This is a genomic window from Betaproteobacteria bacterium, from assembly GCA_016791345.1.
GTDB lineage: Bacteria > Pseudomonadota > Gammaproteobacteria > Burkholderiales > JAEUMW01 > JAEUMW01.
Window position 1 is genome coordinate 1 of the sequence record JAEUMW010000361.1, and the last position, 15,462, is coordinate 15,462.

A 15,462-nucleotide genomic window follows, 5' to 3' on the forward strand; every position below is an offset into this window, starting at 1 on the left:
CGCGGCAGCTTGCGGCCCTCATCAGTTGCTTCAGGAGAACACCATGCTAGATACCGCCATCCAGGGACAACTCTCCGCATATCTGGAGAGACTGCAGGCGCCGATCGAACTCGTCGCCTCGCTCGACGACAGCTCGACGGCCACGCAGATGCGGGAAATGCTCTCGGAAATCGCAGCGCTGTCGCCCAAGGTCAGCGCCCGTTTCGATGGCGAAGATGCGCGACGGCCCTCGTTCTCGGTCGGGCTTCCGGGCTCCCCTGGTCGCATCCGCTTTGCCGGTCTGCCGCTGGGGCACGAGTTCACCTCGCTCGTGCTCGCGCTGCTGCAAACGGGAGGACATCCACCGCGCGTGGAAGCGTCGCTCATCGAGCAGATCAGGAATCTGCAGGGAGGGTATCGGTTCGAGACCTTCATTTCCCTGTCCTGCCACAACTGCCCGGACGTGGTGCAGGCGCTCAACCTGATGGCGGTGCTGAACGACGGCGTCGAGAGCGTCATGATCGACGGCGCTGCGTTTCAGAACGAAGTGAGCCAGCGCCAGATCATGGCGGTACCGGCGGTGTTCCTGAACGGGGAGGCCTTCGGGCAGGGCCGCATGTCACTCGAGGAAATCGTCGCCCGCCTCGACACCGGTGCCGCTGCACGCGACGCAGAGGAACTGGCGAACCGCGATCCGTACGATGTTCTGATCGTCGGCGGCGGCCCGGCCGGCGCGGCGGCGGCCATCTATGCCGCGCGCAAGGGTATCCGCACGGGTGTGGTGACGGAGCGCTTCGGCGGCCAGGTGCTGGATACGCTCGGCATCGAGAATTTCATCTCCGTGCCCCGCACCGAAGGCCCGAAGCTGGTGGCGGCGCTCGAAGAGCATGTGCGGGAGTACGAGGTGGAGATCGTCAACCGGCAGCGTGCCGCCGCCTTGCTGCCGCCGAGCGAGGGCTACATCGGTGTTCGCCTGGCGTCAGGACCCGTGCTCAAGAGCCGGTCGATCATTCTCGCAACCGGCGCCCGGTGGCGCGAGATGGAAGTGCCGGGAGAGAGGGAATACAAAGGCAAGGGCGTGTGCTTCTGCCCGCACTGCGACGGCCCGCTGTTCAAGGGCAAGCGCGTGGCGGTGATCGGCGGGGGCAACTCCGGCGTCGAAGCGGCGATCGACTTGGCGGGTATCGTTGCGCACGTGACCTTGCTCGAGTTCGACAGCAAGCTGCGCGCGGACGCCGTGCTGCAGGCCAAGCTCACGAGTCTGCTCAACGTCGACGTGATCGTGAACGCGCTCACCTCCGAGGTGCTGGGTGACGGCAACAAGGTCGTCGGGCTCGACTATCAGGACCGTGTCGGCGGCGAGAAGCATCACCTTGACCTCGACGGCATCTTCGTGCAGATCGGCCTGCTGCCGAACACGGACTGGCTCAATGACGCCATCAAGCTCTCGCCGCGAGGCGAGATCGAGGTCGACAGCCACGGCCGCACCTCGATGGCAGGCGTCTTCGCTGCAGGCGATGCGACGACGACTCCCTTCAAGCAGATCGTCATCGCCATGGGCGAAGGATCGAAGGCAAGCCTGAGCGCCTTCGACTATCTCATCCGCAGTACTGCTCCGGCGCCCGTCGCCGTCGCCGCCTAGCATTCCGTCCAGTCGACCGCGGACGCGGGTTCATTCGTCCAAGGCTGTCCCGTTCGCCCGGAGCCTCAGGAGGGCTCCGGGCGCTGTTTCTTCCCGCCCCGCACGCACTGCATCGGCGTTTCGGCTCTTCCGCGGCTGTCGAAACCGTGAACCCTCGATCGTCGTGAAGAAAGGCGGCGCTTCGCCGCCGACCGGGCCCGGCTCCAATCACCGGCAGTAGGCCTACCTCGGAACAGGAGACTCACATGACTTACGTTGATGGATTCGTTGCCGCCGTGCCCACGGCCAACCGCGAAATTTACCGCCTGCACGCTGAGGCCGCCTCTGTCGTTTTCAAGGAGCATGGCGCGCTCACGCTCGTGGAATGCTGGGGTGACGACGTTCCCGAAGGCAAGCTCACGTCTTTTCCGATGGCGGTGAAATGTCAGGCCGACGAGACGGTCGTGTTCGCGTGGATTACCTGGCCATCGCGCGAGGTGCGAGATGCGGGGATGGAGAAGGTGATGGTCGATCCGCGTCTTCAGCCCGACAGCAAGCCGATGCCCTTCGACGGCAAGCGGATGATCTACGGGGGCTTCCAAGTGATCGTCGACGCCTGAGGCGCTGGCGCCTCAGGCACGTTTTCCGGCGGCGGACGCGCCCGTCAGGGCAGGGTGCGCAGCAGGAGCGAGGGCGACAAAGCGCCGACGCGGCGCTTCTCGACGCGACACTCGTGCGTCGGAACGACGGTGCCGTCCTCGTTGGCGGTTTCGAGGCGCACGGTGAAGCCCCAGAGGTACGCGAGATGCCTCAGGACGTCCTTGTAGGGCGGCGTGAGCGGGCGGCGATTGTTGCGATAGTGGCGGAGCGTAAGCGAGCGGTCGCCACGCACGTCGACGTTCACGATCTGGATGTTGGGCTCGCGCTCGCTCAACGCGTATTGCTGGGCCAGTGCCGTGCGCAAGTCGCGGTAACCCGCATCGTCGTGGATCGCACCCACCTCGAGATGAGGGTTGTGATCGTCGTCGATCAGGCAGAAGAACCGGAAATCGCGCATGAGCTTCGGCGACAGGAACTGCTGAATGAAGCTCTCGTCCTTGAAATTGCGCATCGCGAAGTCGAGCGTCGGTACCCAGCCCGACCCCGCGATGTCAGGAAACCAGCGACGGTCTTCAGCGGTCGGCGACTGGCAGATGCGCTGGATGTCGCGGTACATCGCGAAACCAAGCGCATAGGGGTTGATGCCGCCAAAGTACGGACTGTCGAACTCCGGCTGCGTGAGCACGTTGGTGTGCGAATGCAGAATCTCCAGCATGAAGCTGTCGGTGAGAAGTCCCTCGTCGAAGAGCGTCTGCAGGATCGTGTAGTGCCAGAAGGTGGCCCAGCCTTCGTTCATGACCTGCGTTTGCCGCTGCGGGTAGAAGTACTGGGCGAGCTTGCGAACGATGCGTGCGATCTCGCGCTGCCAAGGCTCGAGAAGCGGCGCATGCTTCTCCAGGAAATAGAGGAGATTCTCCTGCGGTTCCGATGGGAACATCTGTTCCGCCGGTTCCGCGCTTTCGGTCTGTCGCCGCGGCAGGGTGCGCCAGAGTTCGTTGACCTGCTGCTGCAGGTGTTCCTCGCGCTCCTTGAGCCGCAGCCGCTCCTGTGCGAGCGATCGCTTGGCCGGGCGCTTGTAGCGATCGACGCCGAAATTCGCCAGGGCATGGCACGCGTCCAGTGTCCGCTCGACCTCTTCTTCGCCGTAGCGCTGCTCGCATTCGGCGAGGTACTGGCGGGCGAAGAGGAGATAGTCGATGATCGCGTCCGGCTGCGTCCAGGTGCGGAAGAGATAATTCCCCTTGAAGAACGAGTTGTGCCCGTACGATGCGTGCGCGATCACCAGCGCCTGCATCGGCATCGTGTTCTCTTCCAGCAGGTAGGCGATGCAGGGACTCGAATTGATCACGATCTCGTAGGCGAGACCCATGCGACCGCGCTTGTAGGTCTGTTCCGTGGCGAGAAAGTGCTTGCCGAACGACCAGTGATAGTAGCCGATCGGCATGCCGTTGGACGCGTAGGCGTCCATCATCTGCTCGGCGCTGATGATCTCGATCTGGTTCGGGAAGGTGTCGAGCCCGAAGGTCTCGGCGACGCGACGGATCTCGCGATCGTAGCGTTCGATGAGCCCGAAGGACCATTCGGAACCGCCAGGCAGCGGGGCGGCGGCGCGCCGCCGCAATGCGGGTGCGGGCGGCCCCATTTCCTCCCACTCCCATTCTTCGGGAATGGTGAGCGGCATCTGGCTGCGCGGTGTCGACGCGGGTCTGGGAGTGTGCTCTCTTTCGCTCATGGGATCACGCAGCCGTGCGCTCCTTGTCCTTCTTTGCGAAAAGTTCGCGCAGGACGGGATAGATGTCGCCGCGGTCGCGGATCCGACCGAGAGCGAGATTCGGCCGTGCGGCCCGGGCCTGTTCGTAGTGGACCCACAGATTCTGCGGTTCGCCGGTGGTGATCTCGACGTAGGCCATGTACTGCACCATCGGCAGCAGTTCGGCGAGCAGCAGGTCTCGGCAGTGCGGCGAGTCGCTCTCGATGTTGTCGCCGTCGGATGCCTGGGCCACATAGATGTTCCAGCGGTCGCGAGGGAAGTTCTCCTTGATCACATCGATGGTCATCTCAAGCGCGCTCGATACGCGCGTGCCCCCGCTTTCCGTCGAATGGAAGAACTCCTCCTCGTCGACCACCTTTGCGGCTGTGTGGTGGCGGATGAAAACGATCTCGATGCGGTCGTAGTGCCGCTTCAGGAAGAGGTGCAGCAGGATGAAGAACCGCTTCGCGAGATCCTTGCGCGACTCGTCCATCGAGCCGGACACGTCCATCACGCAGAACATCACCGCCTGCGCGATCGGCAGGGGCTGCGTGATCCGATTGCGGTAGCGCAGATCGAAGGTATCGATGAAGGGAACCCGGCTCACCTTCGCGCGGAGCGCCTCGCGCTCGCGAAGCAATTCGGCGACGCGTGGATCGTCGGCGTCGGCATCCTCGCCACCGAGCGCCTCCAGGGCCTCATCGACTTCACGCAGGCGGGCGAGCGCCGGTCCCGCGAAGGCGATCCGGCGGGCGAGCGATTCGCGCATGGTCCGCACCACCGCCAGACTGGAGGGTGTGCCGTCGGTGCGATAGCCCGCACGCACACGCCGTTGGTGCGGAATCGCGGTGAGCTGGGTCTTGACGAGGTCAGGCAGCGCCATGTCCTCGAAGAAAAAGTCCAGAAACTCCTCGCGGGAGAGCCGGAAGCGGAAGCTGTCCTCGCCTTCGGCATCGTCCGATGCACCGCTGCCCCCGGCGCCGCCGCCGCGCCCCTGGGGACGCTGGATTGCATCGCCGGTGACGTACTCCCGGTTGCCGGGCAGGATGATCTGCCGTCGACCGCCGACGCCGTGCGAGAAAACGGGCTCGTTCAGATCCCGCGCCGGAATCGAGATGCTGGCGTCGCGGTCCGCCTCGGCGATCTTGCGGCCGGCGATCGCATGCGCCACGGCTTCTCGCACCTGCGCGCGATACCGCCGCAGAAAACGCTGTTGATTGATCGCGCTCTTATGGCGGGGATTTTCCCTTCTGTCGATGATGTCGGCCACGGGCTAGCTGGACTTCCTGACACGGAGGTACCACTCTACCAGCAACCGCACCTGCTTGGGCGTATAGCCCTTTTCCACCATGCGGTCGACGAAGTTCTGGTGCTTCTTGCGCTCCTCGTCGGACGCCTTGGCGTTGAACGAGATCACCGGCAGCAGATCCTCGGTGGTCGAGAACATCTTCTTCTCGATCACGGAGCGCAGCTTCTCGTAGCTCGTCCACGACGGGTTCTTGCCGGCGTTCGCAGCGCGCGCGCGCAAGACGAAGTTGACGATCTCGTGGCGGAAATCCTTCGGGTTGCCGATGCCGGCCGGCTTCTCGATCTTCTCCAGTTCGTCGTTCAGGGCGGCACGGTCGAGGATCTCGCCGGTGTTCGGATCGCGATACTCCTGATCCTGGATCCATAGGTCCGCGTACGTGACGTAACGATCGAAGATGTTCTGCCCGTACTCCGAATACGACTCCAGGTAGGCGGTCTGGATTTCCTTGCCGATGAACTCGACGTAGGGCGCGGCGAGATGCTCCTTGACGAAGGCGCGGTAACGCTTCTCCACTTCCGCCGGGAACTGCTCGCGCTCGATCTGCTGTTCGAGCACGTACAGCAGATGCACCGGATTGGCCGCGATCTCGCTGTGATCGAAGTTGAAGACCTTCGAGAGCACCTTGTAGGCGAAGCGCGTGGAGAGTCCCGTCATCCCTTCGTCGACGCCGGCAAAGTCGCGATACTCCTGCAACGACTTCGCCTTCGGGTCGACGTCCTTGAGGTTCTCGCCGTCGTACACGCGCATCTTGCTGAAGAGGCTCGAATTCTCGGGTTCCTTCAGGCGCGTGAGGACGGCGAACTGGGCCATCATGCGCAAGGTGCCGGGCGCGCACGGTGCCTCGGACAGCGACGAGTGCTTGATCAGCTTTTCGTAGATGTGGATCTCATCCGTGACCCGCAGGCAATACGGCACCTTGACGATGTAGATGCGATCGAGGAACGCCTCGTTGTTCTTGTTGTTGCGGAAGCTCTGCCACTCGGATTCATTCGAGTGGGCGAGCACGATGCCATCGAAGGGAATGGCGCCGAAGCCTTCGGTGCCCTTGTAGTTGCCTTCCTGCGTGGCGGTGAGCAACGGGTGCAGCACCTTGATCGGCGCCTTGAACATCTCGACGAACTCGAGCAGGCCCTGGTTGGCGCGGCACAGACCGCCCGAATAGCTGTAAGCATCCGGGTCGTCCTGCGCGTACTGCTCCAGCTTGCGGATGTCGAGCTTGCCAACCAGCGACGAAATGTCCTGGTTGTTCTCGTCCCCGGGCTCGGTCTTGCACACCCCGATCTGCGCGAGTGCGGATGGGCGCAGCTTCACCACGCGGAACTTGGACAGATCTCCACCGTACTCGGCGAGGCGCTTGACCGCCCATGGCGACGGAATCGGATTGAGGTGGCGGCTCGGTATGCCGTACTCCGCCTCCAGCGCCGGACCGTCCTGGTCGGGGGAAAAAAGCCCCAGCGGTGTTTCGTTGACCGGCGAGCCCTTCAGTGCATAGAAGCACATCTGCTCCATGAGACTCTTCAGCTTCTCGGCGAGCGAACTCTTGCCGCCGCCGGGTGGCCCGAGCAGATAGAGGATCTGCTTGCGCTCCTCCAGTGCCTGGGCCGCATGCTTGAAGTAGGCGACGATCTGCTCGATCGTGTCTTCCATGCCGAAGAAGTCACGGAAGGCGGGGTACACGCGCACGATCTTGTTGGAGAAGATGCGCGACAGGCGCGGATCGGCGCGCGTGTCGATCATCTCCGGCTCGCCGATCGCCATGAGCATGCGCTCGGCAGCGGTGGCGTATGCGGCGGGATTGGTGCGGCAGAGCTCGAGATACTCGGGAAGCGAGTACTCCTCTTCCAGTCCGCCCTCGTAGCGCTCGCGGAACCGATCCAGAACGCTGGCGCTGGACTCGTGAGCGCTGCGGCTCACGGTCGCTCTTGATGCCGCCTCTCCGAAAGCCGAGAGGACCTGGGATGGATTTCCTTCCATGCGAACCTCCGCTAGCGTCGGCCGCTCACCGCAAGTCTACCTCGGGGCAATGACCAACGTCCGGGTACTGAGCGAGAACATTGTGGCACACCTTGACGCCAAGGGCGCTTATAGCGATTTTCGCGCCAACTTCGTGGGTTCGGACAGCAGCCTCGCGCGAAAAGTTGCCCGCAAAATCGGTGTGCGGGAGGGCCGGTGAGCATCGCGCGAGGACCCGGTCGGGCGCTCGCTTCGATTGCGCCGCGAGGGTCGTCCCGTCATACTCCGTCTCCCTTGACGCAGTCGTTGCTGCGCACGTTTTCCCCCTGCCAGAGTCGAATTCGAAATGCCCCTGTTGCGATTACCCGATGGCTCCGAGCGGCGCGTCGAAGAGCCCGTGTCGGTTGCCGAGTTCGCCGCGACCATTGGCCCCGGCTTGGCTCGCGCCGCGGTCGCCGGCAAGGTCGACGGCAAGCTCGTGGACACGTCCTTCGTCATCGAACGGGACAGCGACGTGTCGATCGTCACGGAGAAGGACGCGGAGGCACTGGAGATCATCCGGCACTCGTCTGCGCATCTTCTCGCGCATGCCGTGAAGCAGCTTTTCCCGGAAGCGCAGGTCACGATCGGGCCCGTCATCGAGAACGGCTTCTACTACGATTTTTCCTTCGCCCGTCCCTTCACGCCCGACGATCTCGCGCGCATCGAAAAGCGCATGTCCGAACTCGCGAAGCGCGATCTGCCGGTGCGGCGCGAGGTGTGGGAGCGTTCCGATGCCATCAACTTTTTCAAGGGGATGGGCGAGCACTACAAGGCGCAGATCATCGAGGCGATTCCCGCGGACGAACCCGTGTCGCTGTACCGGCAGGAGGACTTCATCGATCTCTGTCGGGGTCCTCACGTGCCGTCGACGGGTCGGCTCAAGGTGTTCAAGCTGATGTCGGTCGCTGGCGCGTACTGGCGGGGCGACTCGAAGAACGAAATGCTGCAGCGGATCTATGGCACCGCCTGGCTCCGGAAGGAGGATCAGGAGGCGTATCTGCATGCGCTGGAGGAAGCCGAGAAGCGCGACCATCGCAAGCTCGGCAAGCAACTGGACCTTTTCCACCATCAGGAAGAGGCGCCGGGCATGGTGTTCTGGCATCCCAAAGGCTGGGCGCTCTGGCAGCAGATCGAGCAGTACATGCGCGCGGTATTCCGAGACAACGGTTACCAGGAGATCCGCACGCCGCAGGTGATCGACCGCTCGCTCTGGGAGAAATCGGGGCACTGGGAAAATTTCCGCGACAACATGTTCACGACCGAATCGGAGTCGCGCGATTTCGCGGTGAAGCCGATGAACTGTCCGGGCCACGTGCAGGTATTCAACCAGGGCATCAAGAGCTACCGCGATCTGCCGCTGCGGCTCGCGGAGTTCGGCTCCTGCCATCGCAACGAACCCTCCGGTGCCCTGCACGGCCTCATGCGGGTGCGCGCGTTCACGCAGGACGATGCCCACATCTTCTGTTCGGAGGAGCAGGTCGAGGGTGAGGTCGTTCGCTTCATCGACCTGCTCGAGCGGGTGTATGCCAATTTCGGTTTCGATCAGATCCTGATCAAGCTCTCGACGCGCCCGCCCAAGCGCGTCGGCTCGGAAGAGCAGTGGGACGAAGCCGAATCCGCACTCGCCGCGGCGCTCGAGAAGAGCGGTCGCCACTTCGAGTTGCAGGCGGGCGAAGGGGCCTTCTACGGACCCAAGATCGAGTTCTCGCTGAAGGACAGCCTCGGGCGCGTCTGGCAGTGCGGGACTATCCAGCTCGACTTCTCGATGCCGGGTCGACTCGGCGCGGAATACGTTGCCGAGGACAACAGCCGGCGGGTGCCGGTGATGCTCCACAGGGCCATCCTGGGATCGATGGAACGCTTCATCGGGATGCTCATCGAACACCACGGTGGTGCATTTCCGCTGTGGCTTGCACCAATTCAGGTCGTCGTGATGAATGTGTCCGAAGGCCAGGGTGAATATGTCGCCAACGTGGTCTCGCGCCTCAAGTCATCTGGCCTGCGTGCGGTCGCCGACTTGAGGAATGAGAAAATTACCTATAAAATTCGAGAACATAGTCTGCAAAAGCTGCCCTACCAGTTGATCGTCGGCGAACGCGAGGTCGCCAATCGGACGGTTTCGGTGCGGGCACGCTCGGGCGAAGACCTGGGGGCGATGGCGGTGGACGCGTTGGTCGAGCGGCTCACTAGAGAGGTGGTCGCACGTCGCAGCGGTGTGCAGGCGGCATGAAAAGAGGGGCTGTCCGGCGCCGCTATGGCGGCGGGGCGGCTTGACGAGAACGAGACTGGAGGAATTCGCATAAGTCAGGACAAGGAGATGCGGATCAACGGCGAGATCAATTCGCCCGAGATCCGGCTGGTCGGCCTGGAAGGAGAGCAACTCGGCATCGTGAGTCTTGCTTACGCCAATTCCCTGGCCGAAGAGAAAGAGGTCGATCTGGTGGAAATCGCGCCCACAGCGCAGCCCCCGGTGTGCCGGCTGATGGATTACGGCAAGTACAAGTACCGGGAGAGCAAAAAGCGCCATGAGGCAAAACTCAAGCAGAAGCAGGTTCAGGTCAAGGAAGTCAAGTTCCGGCCGGGAACCGACGAGGGCGATTATCAGATCAAGCTGCGAAACCTGATCCGGTTCCTGGAGGAAGGCGACAAGACCAAGATCACGCTGCGCTTCCGTGGGCGCGAGATGGCACACCAGGAGTTCGGCGTGCGCCTTCTCGAACGGATCAAGGGCGAACTCGAGCCGTACGGCACGATCGAGCAGTTCCCCAAGATGGAAGGGCGGCAGATGGTGATGGTGTTGTCGCCCAAGCGGAAGTAGCGCGGCGCGAGCGGGTTTACCCTCTGGCGCGAGCCGGAGATACAAGTGATGCACGGGTTGCAAGCGCTTCGCCAGAAGCCACCCGGCGTCAGGCTAAAACGAAGGAGTTGTCATGCCCAAGATGAAGACCAAGCGGGCCGCGGCAAAGCGGTTCCGCGTGCAAGGCAGTGGTGGAATCAAGCGAACCAAGGCGTTCCTCCGCCACATCCTCACCAAGAAGACGACCAAGCGCAAGCGCAACATGCGCGGCACCACGCAGGTAGCTGCCGCTGACGTGCGCGCAGTGCGCGCCATGATGCCCTACACCTGAGAGGACCTGTCCGATGCCAAGAGTCAAGCGAGGTGTAACGGCGCACGCGCGTCACAAGAAGGTGCTCGACGCAGCCAAGGGATTCCGCGGTCGCCGCAAGAACGTCTTCCGCATCGCCAAGGAGGCGGTGATGAAGGCGGGGCAGTACGCGTATCGGGATCGTCGCGTCAAGAAGCGCGAATTCCGCGCGCTGTGGATAGCGCGCATCAACGCGGCCGCGCGCGAGTGCGGGTTGTCGTACTCGGCCTTCATGAACGGCCTGAAGAAGGCTTCCGTCGAGGTCGACCGGAAGGTTCTCGCCGACATTGCCGTGCACGACAAGGACGCGTTTGCCCGCTTTGCCGCGCAGGCGAAGGCGAGCCTCGGCCTCTGAGGTACGCCGGCGCGAAAAGAGGGAGGCGCAAGCCTCCTTTTTTTTCAGCAACGGGGATGACTGAATCGACACCGCTGCCATGCAGGACACCGACGCCATCGTAGCCGACGCGCTCGCGCTCTTTGCTGCCATCGACGATCCCGACGAACTCGAGCGCGTCAAGGCGCGATTCCTCGGGAAGACCGGTGCACTGACCGATCTCCTGAAAGGGCTTGGCAAACTGCCGCCCGCCGAGCGACCCGCCGCCGGCAGCCGCATCAACGAAGCGAAGACGCGTATCGAAGCGGCGCTCACCGAGCGCCGCGAGGCGATTCGCGTGGCGCGGATGGAGGCGCGACTGCAGGAGGAGGCGCTCGACGTGACGTTGCCGGGTCGCGGTCCGGGGCGTGGCGGACTGCATCCGATCACCCGCACCCTCGATCGCATCGCAACCCTGTTCCATTCCCTGGGGTTCGAGATCGCGTCCGGCCCCGAGATCGAGACCGACTTCTACAACTTCACCGCGCTCAACACCCCCGAGGATCACCCGGCGCGGTCGATGCACGACACGTTCTATCTGGAAGGCGGCGAGTTTCTCCTGCGCACGCATACGTCTCCGATCCAGATCCGGTACATGAAAACGCACCGGCCGCCGATCAAGATCATCGCACCGGGTCGGGTCTACCGGGTCGACTACGACGCCACCCACTCGCCGATGTTTCACCAGATCGAGGGGCTGTGGATCGACCGCGACGTGACCTTCGCCAACCTGCGCTTCGTGCTGACGGACTTCCTGCGGCGCCTGTTCGAGCGCGAGGACCTGGTCGTGCGCTTCCGCGCCAGCTACTTTCCCTTCACCGAGCCTTCGGCCGAAGTCGACATGCGGTGGGGCGAGGGGCGCTGGCTGGAGATCGGCGGCTGCGGCATGGTCCATCCCAATGTGCTGCGACAGGTGGACATCGATCCGGAAGCGTACCAGGGCTTTGCCTTCGGCATGGGGCTCGACCGCATCGCCATGCTGCGCTACGGCGTCGACGATCTGCGACTCTTCTTCGAAGACGATCTGCGCTTCCTGCGGCAGTTCAATTGACGCTCGGCGACTGAAAGCATGAAGTTCTCGGAACAGTGGCTGCGGACTCTGGTTGACCCTGCGCTCGACACGGAAGCGCTGGCGCACGTCCTGACGATGGCCGGGCTGGAGGTGGAGGAAGTCGCGGCCGCTGCGCCGGCATTCTCCAACGTCGTCGTCGCAGCAGTGCTCGATGTCGCCGTGCACCCCGACGCAGATCGACTGCACGTGTGCACGGTGGACGTCGGCGAGGGCGCGCCACGTACCATCGTCTGCGGTGCGCCGGACGTTGCGCCCGGAATGAAGGTGCCCTGCGCACTGCCGGGAGCGCGGCTTCCCGGTGGCAAGATCCGGGAAGCACTCGTGCGCGGCGTGGCTTCCGCCGGCATGCTCTGCTCGGCGCGGGAACTCGGCGTGAGCGAGGACGCATCCGGTCTGCTTCGTCTGCCCGAGGACGCACCCGTCGGCGACGACTTCAGACGCTATTACGGGCTCGACGACCGGCTCTTCACGCTCAAGCTCACGTCGAACCGGGGCGATTGCCTGAGCGTGCTCGGTGTCGCACGCGACGTTGCGGCGCTGACCGGTGCCCCGCTGCAGGCTGTGCCGATCGCTCCCGTTTCGCCTGGCGGCAGCGACCGCATCGCGGTCCACATCGAGGCAGCACAAGCCTGCCGCCGCTACTGCGGGCGCGTCGTGCGCGGCGTGAACATCGCGGCACCCACCCCGCTCTGGATGCGACGGCGGCTCGAAGGCAGCGGTGTGCGTCCGATCAGCGCCGTGGTCGACATCACGAACTACGTGATGCTCGAACTGGGGCAGCCGATGCATGCGTTCGATCTTGCCAAGCTCGACGGCGACATCTGCGTGCGCTTCGCGCGCGCGGGCGAACGTCTGCTCTGTCTCAACGAGCAGGAAGTGCTGCTCACGCCGGATTACCTCGTGATTGCGGACGCGACGGGACCGGTGGCGCTGGCCGGGATCATGGGCGGTGCCGAAACCGCGGTCGACGCGGCCACTGTCGACCTCTTCCTGGAAAGCGCCTTCTTCGATCCGCCGGCGATCGCGGGACGCAGCCGCAAGCTGGGTTTCGCCACCGATTCGTCCCACCGCTTCGAACGCGGGGTGGATTTCGAACTGCCGGAGCGTGCGCTCGAGCGCGCCACCCGATTGATTCTCGACTGCTGCGGAGGGGAGCCAGCGCCGATCACCGAGGTGCGCACGCAGTTGCCCGAGCGGCCCGCGGTAGCGCTGCGGGCGGCGCGAGTGCCGAAGCTGCTCGGCATCGATCCCGGGCGGGAGGCCATCACTGCGATCTTCGAGCGGCTGGCGATGACGGTCGAGGGTCGCGGCGACGTTCTGGCGGTCACGCCGCCGTCGTTTCGCTTCGACATCGCCCGCGAGGAGGATCTCATCGAAGAGGTTGCGCGCGTGTACGGGTACGAGCACATCCCGCCGCAACCGCTCGCGACGACCTCTGCCATGCTGCCGCTGCCGGAAGCGGTGAGCGGTCTGCACGCGCTGCGCAGCACGCTCGCCCAGCGCGGCTATCAGGAGGCGGTGACCTACGCCTTCGTCGATCCGGCGTGGGAAGCCGACTTCGGCGATGTGCCGCCGCTCAGGCTCGCCAATCCGATCGCCGCCCACATGAGCGTCATGCGCTCGACCCTGGTCAGCGGACTCATCGACCGCCTGCGCTTCAACCTGAATCGCCGCCAGGCCCGCGTGCGCCTGTTCGAGGTCGGCACGGTGTTTCTCGGCACCGCTGCGGAGCAGCAGCCGGTGCGGATCGGTGGTCTCGCCTACGGCCCGGTGGTGCCCGAGCAGTGGGGTGTCGAAACGCGCAACGTCGACTTCTTCGACGTCAAGGGAGATCTCGATGCGTTGTGCCATCCGCTGCTGCTCACCCTCGAGGCTGCCCGTCATCCTGCTCTGCACCCGGGGCGTGCGGCCCGCGTCTTTCTCGACGGCGAAGCTGTCGGCTGGCTGGGGGAACTGCATCCGCAATGGCAGCGCAAGTACGAGCTCCCGCTTGCCACCATCATCTTCGAGCTCGACGCCGAGCGCCTCCAGCAGCGGCCGGTTCCGCGCTACCGGGGACTCTCCCGCTTCCCGACGGTGCGGCGTGACCTGGCCCTCGTCGTCGACGAAAAGGTGGTCGCAGCAGCGCTGCAGGAATGCCTCCGCCGGGCCGCGCCAGAGCGCGTGACGGAGCTCGTACTGTTCGACGTATATCGCGGTAAGGGCTTGGATTATGGGAAGAAAAGCCTTGCGTTCCGGGTTGTGTTGCAAGATACTCGCAGGACTCTGACCGACGAGGAAGCGGATGCCGCGATCGCCACATTGATCGCTGCCGCGGAACAAGAATACGGTGCAAGGCTGCGTGCCTGATGGGCTTCCAAAGAAGGGGAAACAATGACGCTCACGAAAGCCGATCTAGCCGACATGCTGTTCGAGAAGGTCGGGCTCAACAAGCGCGAGGCGAAGGACATGGTGGAGTCCTTCTTCGAAGAGGTGCGCATCGCCCTGGAGGCGGGTGAAGGCGTAAAGCTCTCCGGTTTCGGCAACTTTCAGCTGCGCGACAAGCCACAGCGACCGGGTCGCAATCCCAAGACCGGGGAGGAGATCCCGATCACTGCGCGCCGCGTGGTGACCTTCCACGCGAGCCAGAAGCTGAAGGCGATGGTGGAGGAGAATGCCGATGGAGCCAACGCCGGCTAGGCAGCCGCTGCCGCCGATACCCGCCAAGCGCTATTTCACCATCGGCGAGGTCTCGGAGTTGTGCGGTGTCAAACCGCACGTCCTGCGTTACTGGGAGCAGGAGTTCGCCCAGTTGAAGCCGGTCAAGCGGCGCGGCAACCGACGCTACTACCAGCACCAGGAAGTCGTGCTCATCCGCCGCATCCGCCAGCTCCTGTACGAGGAAGGCTTCACCATCAGCGGTGCGCGCAATCGCCTGGACGCGGTTAGTCACGAGTCCGGCCGGCGCGCAGCCGGTACCGCAGCAGAGAAACTCGACGTCGCGCAGTTGAAGAACGAACTGCGTGGTCTGATCGAGTTCCTCCGCACGCCCTGAGCGCGGTTTCCGGCTGCTTGTTGTCGCCCTCGCGGGCAATTCCCGGCAGGGCCTTCTGCTATAATCGCGCGCTTTCGGGGCGTAGCGCAGCCTGGTAGCGTACCTGCATGGGGTGCAGGTGGTCGGGAGTTCGAATCTCCCCGCCCCGACCAAAAAAACAATGGCTTACCAGCCACCCCGGTAGAGTCTCACAGTTTTTGCTGTGAGACTTTCTGTGAGACTCTTTGGACTTTCACTCAGACCGTGCAGGATTGGTCCCAGGCCCAAGATTCAGTCCCACTGTTGCCGCTTCATTTCGCCCCAGAATTCGCCCCAAAGATCGGGCGGAGGCCCTGAGCCCGCCCCGAGGCCCTGAGCCCGCTGCCGAGGCCCCTGAGAGCCCGCTGCCGAGGCCCTGAGCCCGCTGCGGAGGCGATGTTAAAATGACCGGGACTCTCGATAAACAGATGTTAGGCGTCGAGGACACGGTGTGGTCGAGGAAGGCTTGTTTGAAGCGATGAGAACGCTTCGATCGTGGGCACACGAACGTACCTTCGTTCGCCGCGTGTGGGTGTTCGGCAGCCGTTTGAAGGGAGTCCATCGT

The 15,462-nt window shown here is 63.9% G+C and carries 13 protein-coding genes and 1 tRNA gene; 11 read left to right on the forward strand and 3 right to left on the reverse strand.

Annotated features, from left to right (window positions below):
• The first annotated feature begins 43 nt into the window (after window positions 1-43).
• Both ahpF and JNK68_14155 read left to right on the forward strand, forming a co-directional pair.
• Window positions 44-1,621 carry an alkyl hydroperoxide reductase subunit F gene (ahpF, locus tag JNK68_14150; GenBank protein ID MBL8541485.1) on the forward strand — a complete coding sequence of 526 codons (1,578 nt, stop codon included), beginning with the start codon at window positions 44-46 and terminating at the stop codon, window positions 1,619-1,621.
• A gap of 245 nt (window positions 1,622-1,866) precedes the next feature.
• On the forward strand, window positions 1,867-2,220 hold the full coding sequence (locus JNK68_14155; protein ID MBL8541486.1) for a DUF1428 domain-containing protein: 354 nt from the start codon (window positions 1,867-1,869) through the stop codon (window positions 2,218-2,220).
• 44 nt (window positions 2,221-2,264) lie between these two features.
• Here JNK68_14155 and JNK68_14160 read toward each other — a convergent pair whose 3' ends face one another.
• The 3 genes from JNK68_14160 to JNK68_14170 form a co-directional block, all read right to left on the reverse strand.
• On the reverse strand, window positions 2,265-3,842 hold the full coding sequence (locus JNK68_14160; GenBank protein ID MBL8541487.1) for a SpoVR family protein: 1,578 nt from the start codon (window positions 3,840-3,842) through the stop codon (window positions 2,265-2,267).
• 94 nt (window positions 3,843-3,936) lie between these two features.
• Window positions 3,937-5,220 carry a YeaH/YhbH family protein gene (locus tag JNK68_14165; GenBank protein ID MBL8541488.1) on the reverse strand — a complete coding sequence of 428 codons (1,284 nt, stop codon included), beginning with the start codon at window positions 5,218-5,220 and terminating at the stop codon, window positions 3,937-3,939.
• Window positions 5,221-5,223: 3 nt separating this feature from the next.
• Window positions 5,224-7,233, reverse strand: coding sequence for a PrkA family serine protein kinase (locus JNK68_14170; protein ID MBL8541489.1), 2,010 nt, complete (start codon window positions 7,231-7,233; stop codon window positions 5,224-5,226).
• Window positions 7,234-7,558: 325 nt separating this feature from the next.
• Between JNK68_14170 and thrS the strand changes: the two genes are divergently transcribed.
• The 9 genes from thrS (at window position 7,559) to JNK68_14215 (ending at window position 15,031) form a co-directional block, all read left to right on the forward strand.
• Window positions 7,559-9,484 (forward strand): threonine--tRNA ligase, encoded by a 1,926-nt coding sequence (gene thrS, locus JNK68_14175; GenBank protein MBL8541490.1) that lies wholly within the window; start codon window positions 7,559-7,561, stop codon window positions 9,482-9,484.
• A gap of 87 nt (window positions 9,485-9,571) precedes the next feature.
• Window positions 9,572-10,072: a translation initiation factor IF-3 gene (gene infC / locus JNK68_14180; GenBank protein ID MBL8541491.1), complete on the forward strand. Its 501-nt coding sequence runs from the start codon at window positions 9,572-9,574 to the stop codon at window positions 10,070-10,072.
• Between the two features lie 112 nt (window positions 10,073-10,184).
• Window positions 10,185-10,382: a 50S ribosomal protein L35 gene (gene rpmI / locus JNK68_14185; protein ID MBL8541492.1), complete on the forward strand. Its 198-nt coding sequence runs from the start codon at window positions 10,185-10,187 to the stop codon at window positions 10,380-10,382.
• A 13-nt stretch (window positions 10,383-10,395) separates the two neighbouring features.
• Window positions 10,396-10,755: a 50S ribosomal protein L20 gene (gene rplT / locus JNK68_14190; protein MBL8541493.1), complete on the forward strand. Its 360-nt coding sequence runs from the start codon at window positions 10,396-10,398 to the stop codon at window positions 10,753-10,755.
• Window positions 10,756-10,834: 79 nt separating this feature from the next.
• Window positions 10,835-11,824 (forward strand): phenylalanine--tRNA ligase subunit alpha, encoded by a 990-nt coding sequence (pheS, locus tag JNK68_14195; GenBank protein MBL8541494.1) that lies wholly within the window; start codon window positions 10,835-10,837, stop codon window positions 11,822-11,824.
• Window positions 11,825-11,842: 18 nt separating this feature from the next.
• A complete protein-coding gene (locus tag JNK68_14200; protein MBL8541495.1) occupies window positions 11,843-14,194 on the forward strand; it encodes a phenylalanine--tRNA ligase subunit beta in 2,352 nt (783 codons plus the stop codon).
• A gap of 24 nt (window positions 14,195-14,218) precedes the next feature.
• Window positions 14,219-14,524: an integration host factor subunit alpha gene (locus tag JNK68_14205; protein ID MBL8541496.1), complete on the forward strand. Its 306-nt coding sequence runs from the start codon at window positions 14,219-14,221 to the stop codon at window positions 14,522-14,524.
• Window positions 14,505-14,879: a MerR family transcriptional regulator gene (locus tag JNK68_14210; protein ID MBL8541497.1), complete on the forward strand. Its 375-nt coding sequence runs from the start codon at window positions 14,505-14,507 to the stop codon at window positions 14,877-14,879. The genes JNK68_14205 and JNK68_14210 overlap by 20 nt, the downstream gene beginning before the upstream one ends.
• Window positions 14,880-14,954: 75 nt before the next feature.
• Window positions 14,955-15,031 (forward strand) — tRNA-Pro (locus tag JNK68_14215).
• The last annotated feature ends 431 nt before the right edge of the window (window positions 15,032-15,462 follow it).

What these genes read in the sequence shown, in the direction of transcription:
- ahpF (MBL8541485.1), top strand. Translation starts at nt 44, where the DNA reads ATGCTAGATACCGCCATCCAGGGACAACTCTCCGCATATCTGGAGAGA.
- JNK68_14155 (MBL8541486.1), top strand. Translation starts at nt 1,867, where the DNA reads ATGACTTACGTTGATGGATTCGTTGCCGCCGTGCCCACGGCCAACCGC.
- JNK68_14160 (MBL8541487.1), bottom strand. Translation starts at nt 3,842, where the DNA reads ATGGGGCCGCCCGCACCCGCATTGCGGCGGCGCGCCGCCGCCCCGCTG.
- JNK68_14170 (MBL8541489.1), bottom strand. Translation starts at nt 7,233, where the DNA reads ATGGAAGGAAATCCATCCCAGGTCCTCTCGGCTTTCGGAGAGGCGGCA.
- thrS (MBL8541490.1), top strand. Translation starts at nt 7,559, where the DNA reads ATGCCCCTGTTGCGATTACCCGATGGCTCCGAGCGGCGCGTCGAAGAG.
- infC (MBL8541491.1), top strand. Translation starts at nt 9,572, where the DNA reads ATGCGGATCAACGGCGAGATCAATTCGCCCGAGATCCGGCTGGTCGGC.
- rpmI (MBL8541492.1), top strand. Translation starts at nt 10,185, where the DNA reads ATGCCCAAGATGAAGACCAAGCGGGCCGCGGCAAAGCGGTTCCGCGTG.
- rplT (MBL8541493.1), top strand. Translation starts at nt 10,396, where the DNA reads ATGCCAAGAGTCAAGCGAGGTGTAACGGCGCACGCGCGTCACAAGAAG.
- pheS (MBL8541494.1), top strand. Translation starts at nt 10,835, where the DNA reads ATGCAGGACACCGACGCCATCGTAGCCGACGCGCTCGCGCTCTTTGCT.
- JNK68_14200 (MBL8541495.1), top strand. Translation starts at nt 11,843, where the DNA reads ATGAAGTTCTCGGAACAGTGGCTGCGGACTCTGGTTGACCCTGCGCTC.
- JNK68_14205 (MBL8541496.1), top strand. Translation starts at nt 14,219, where the DNA reads ATGACGCTCACGAAAGCCGATCTAGCCGACATGCTGTTCGAGAAGGTC.
- JNK68_14210 (MBL8541497.1), top strand. Translation starts at nt 14,505, where the DNA reads ATGGAGCCAACGCCGGCTAGGCAGCCGCTGCCGCCGATACCCGCCAAG.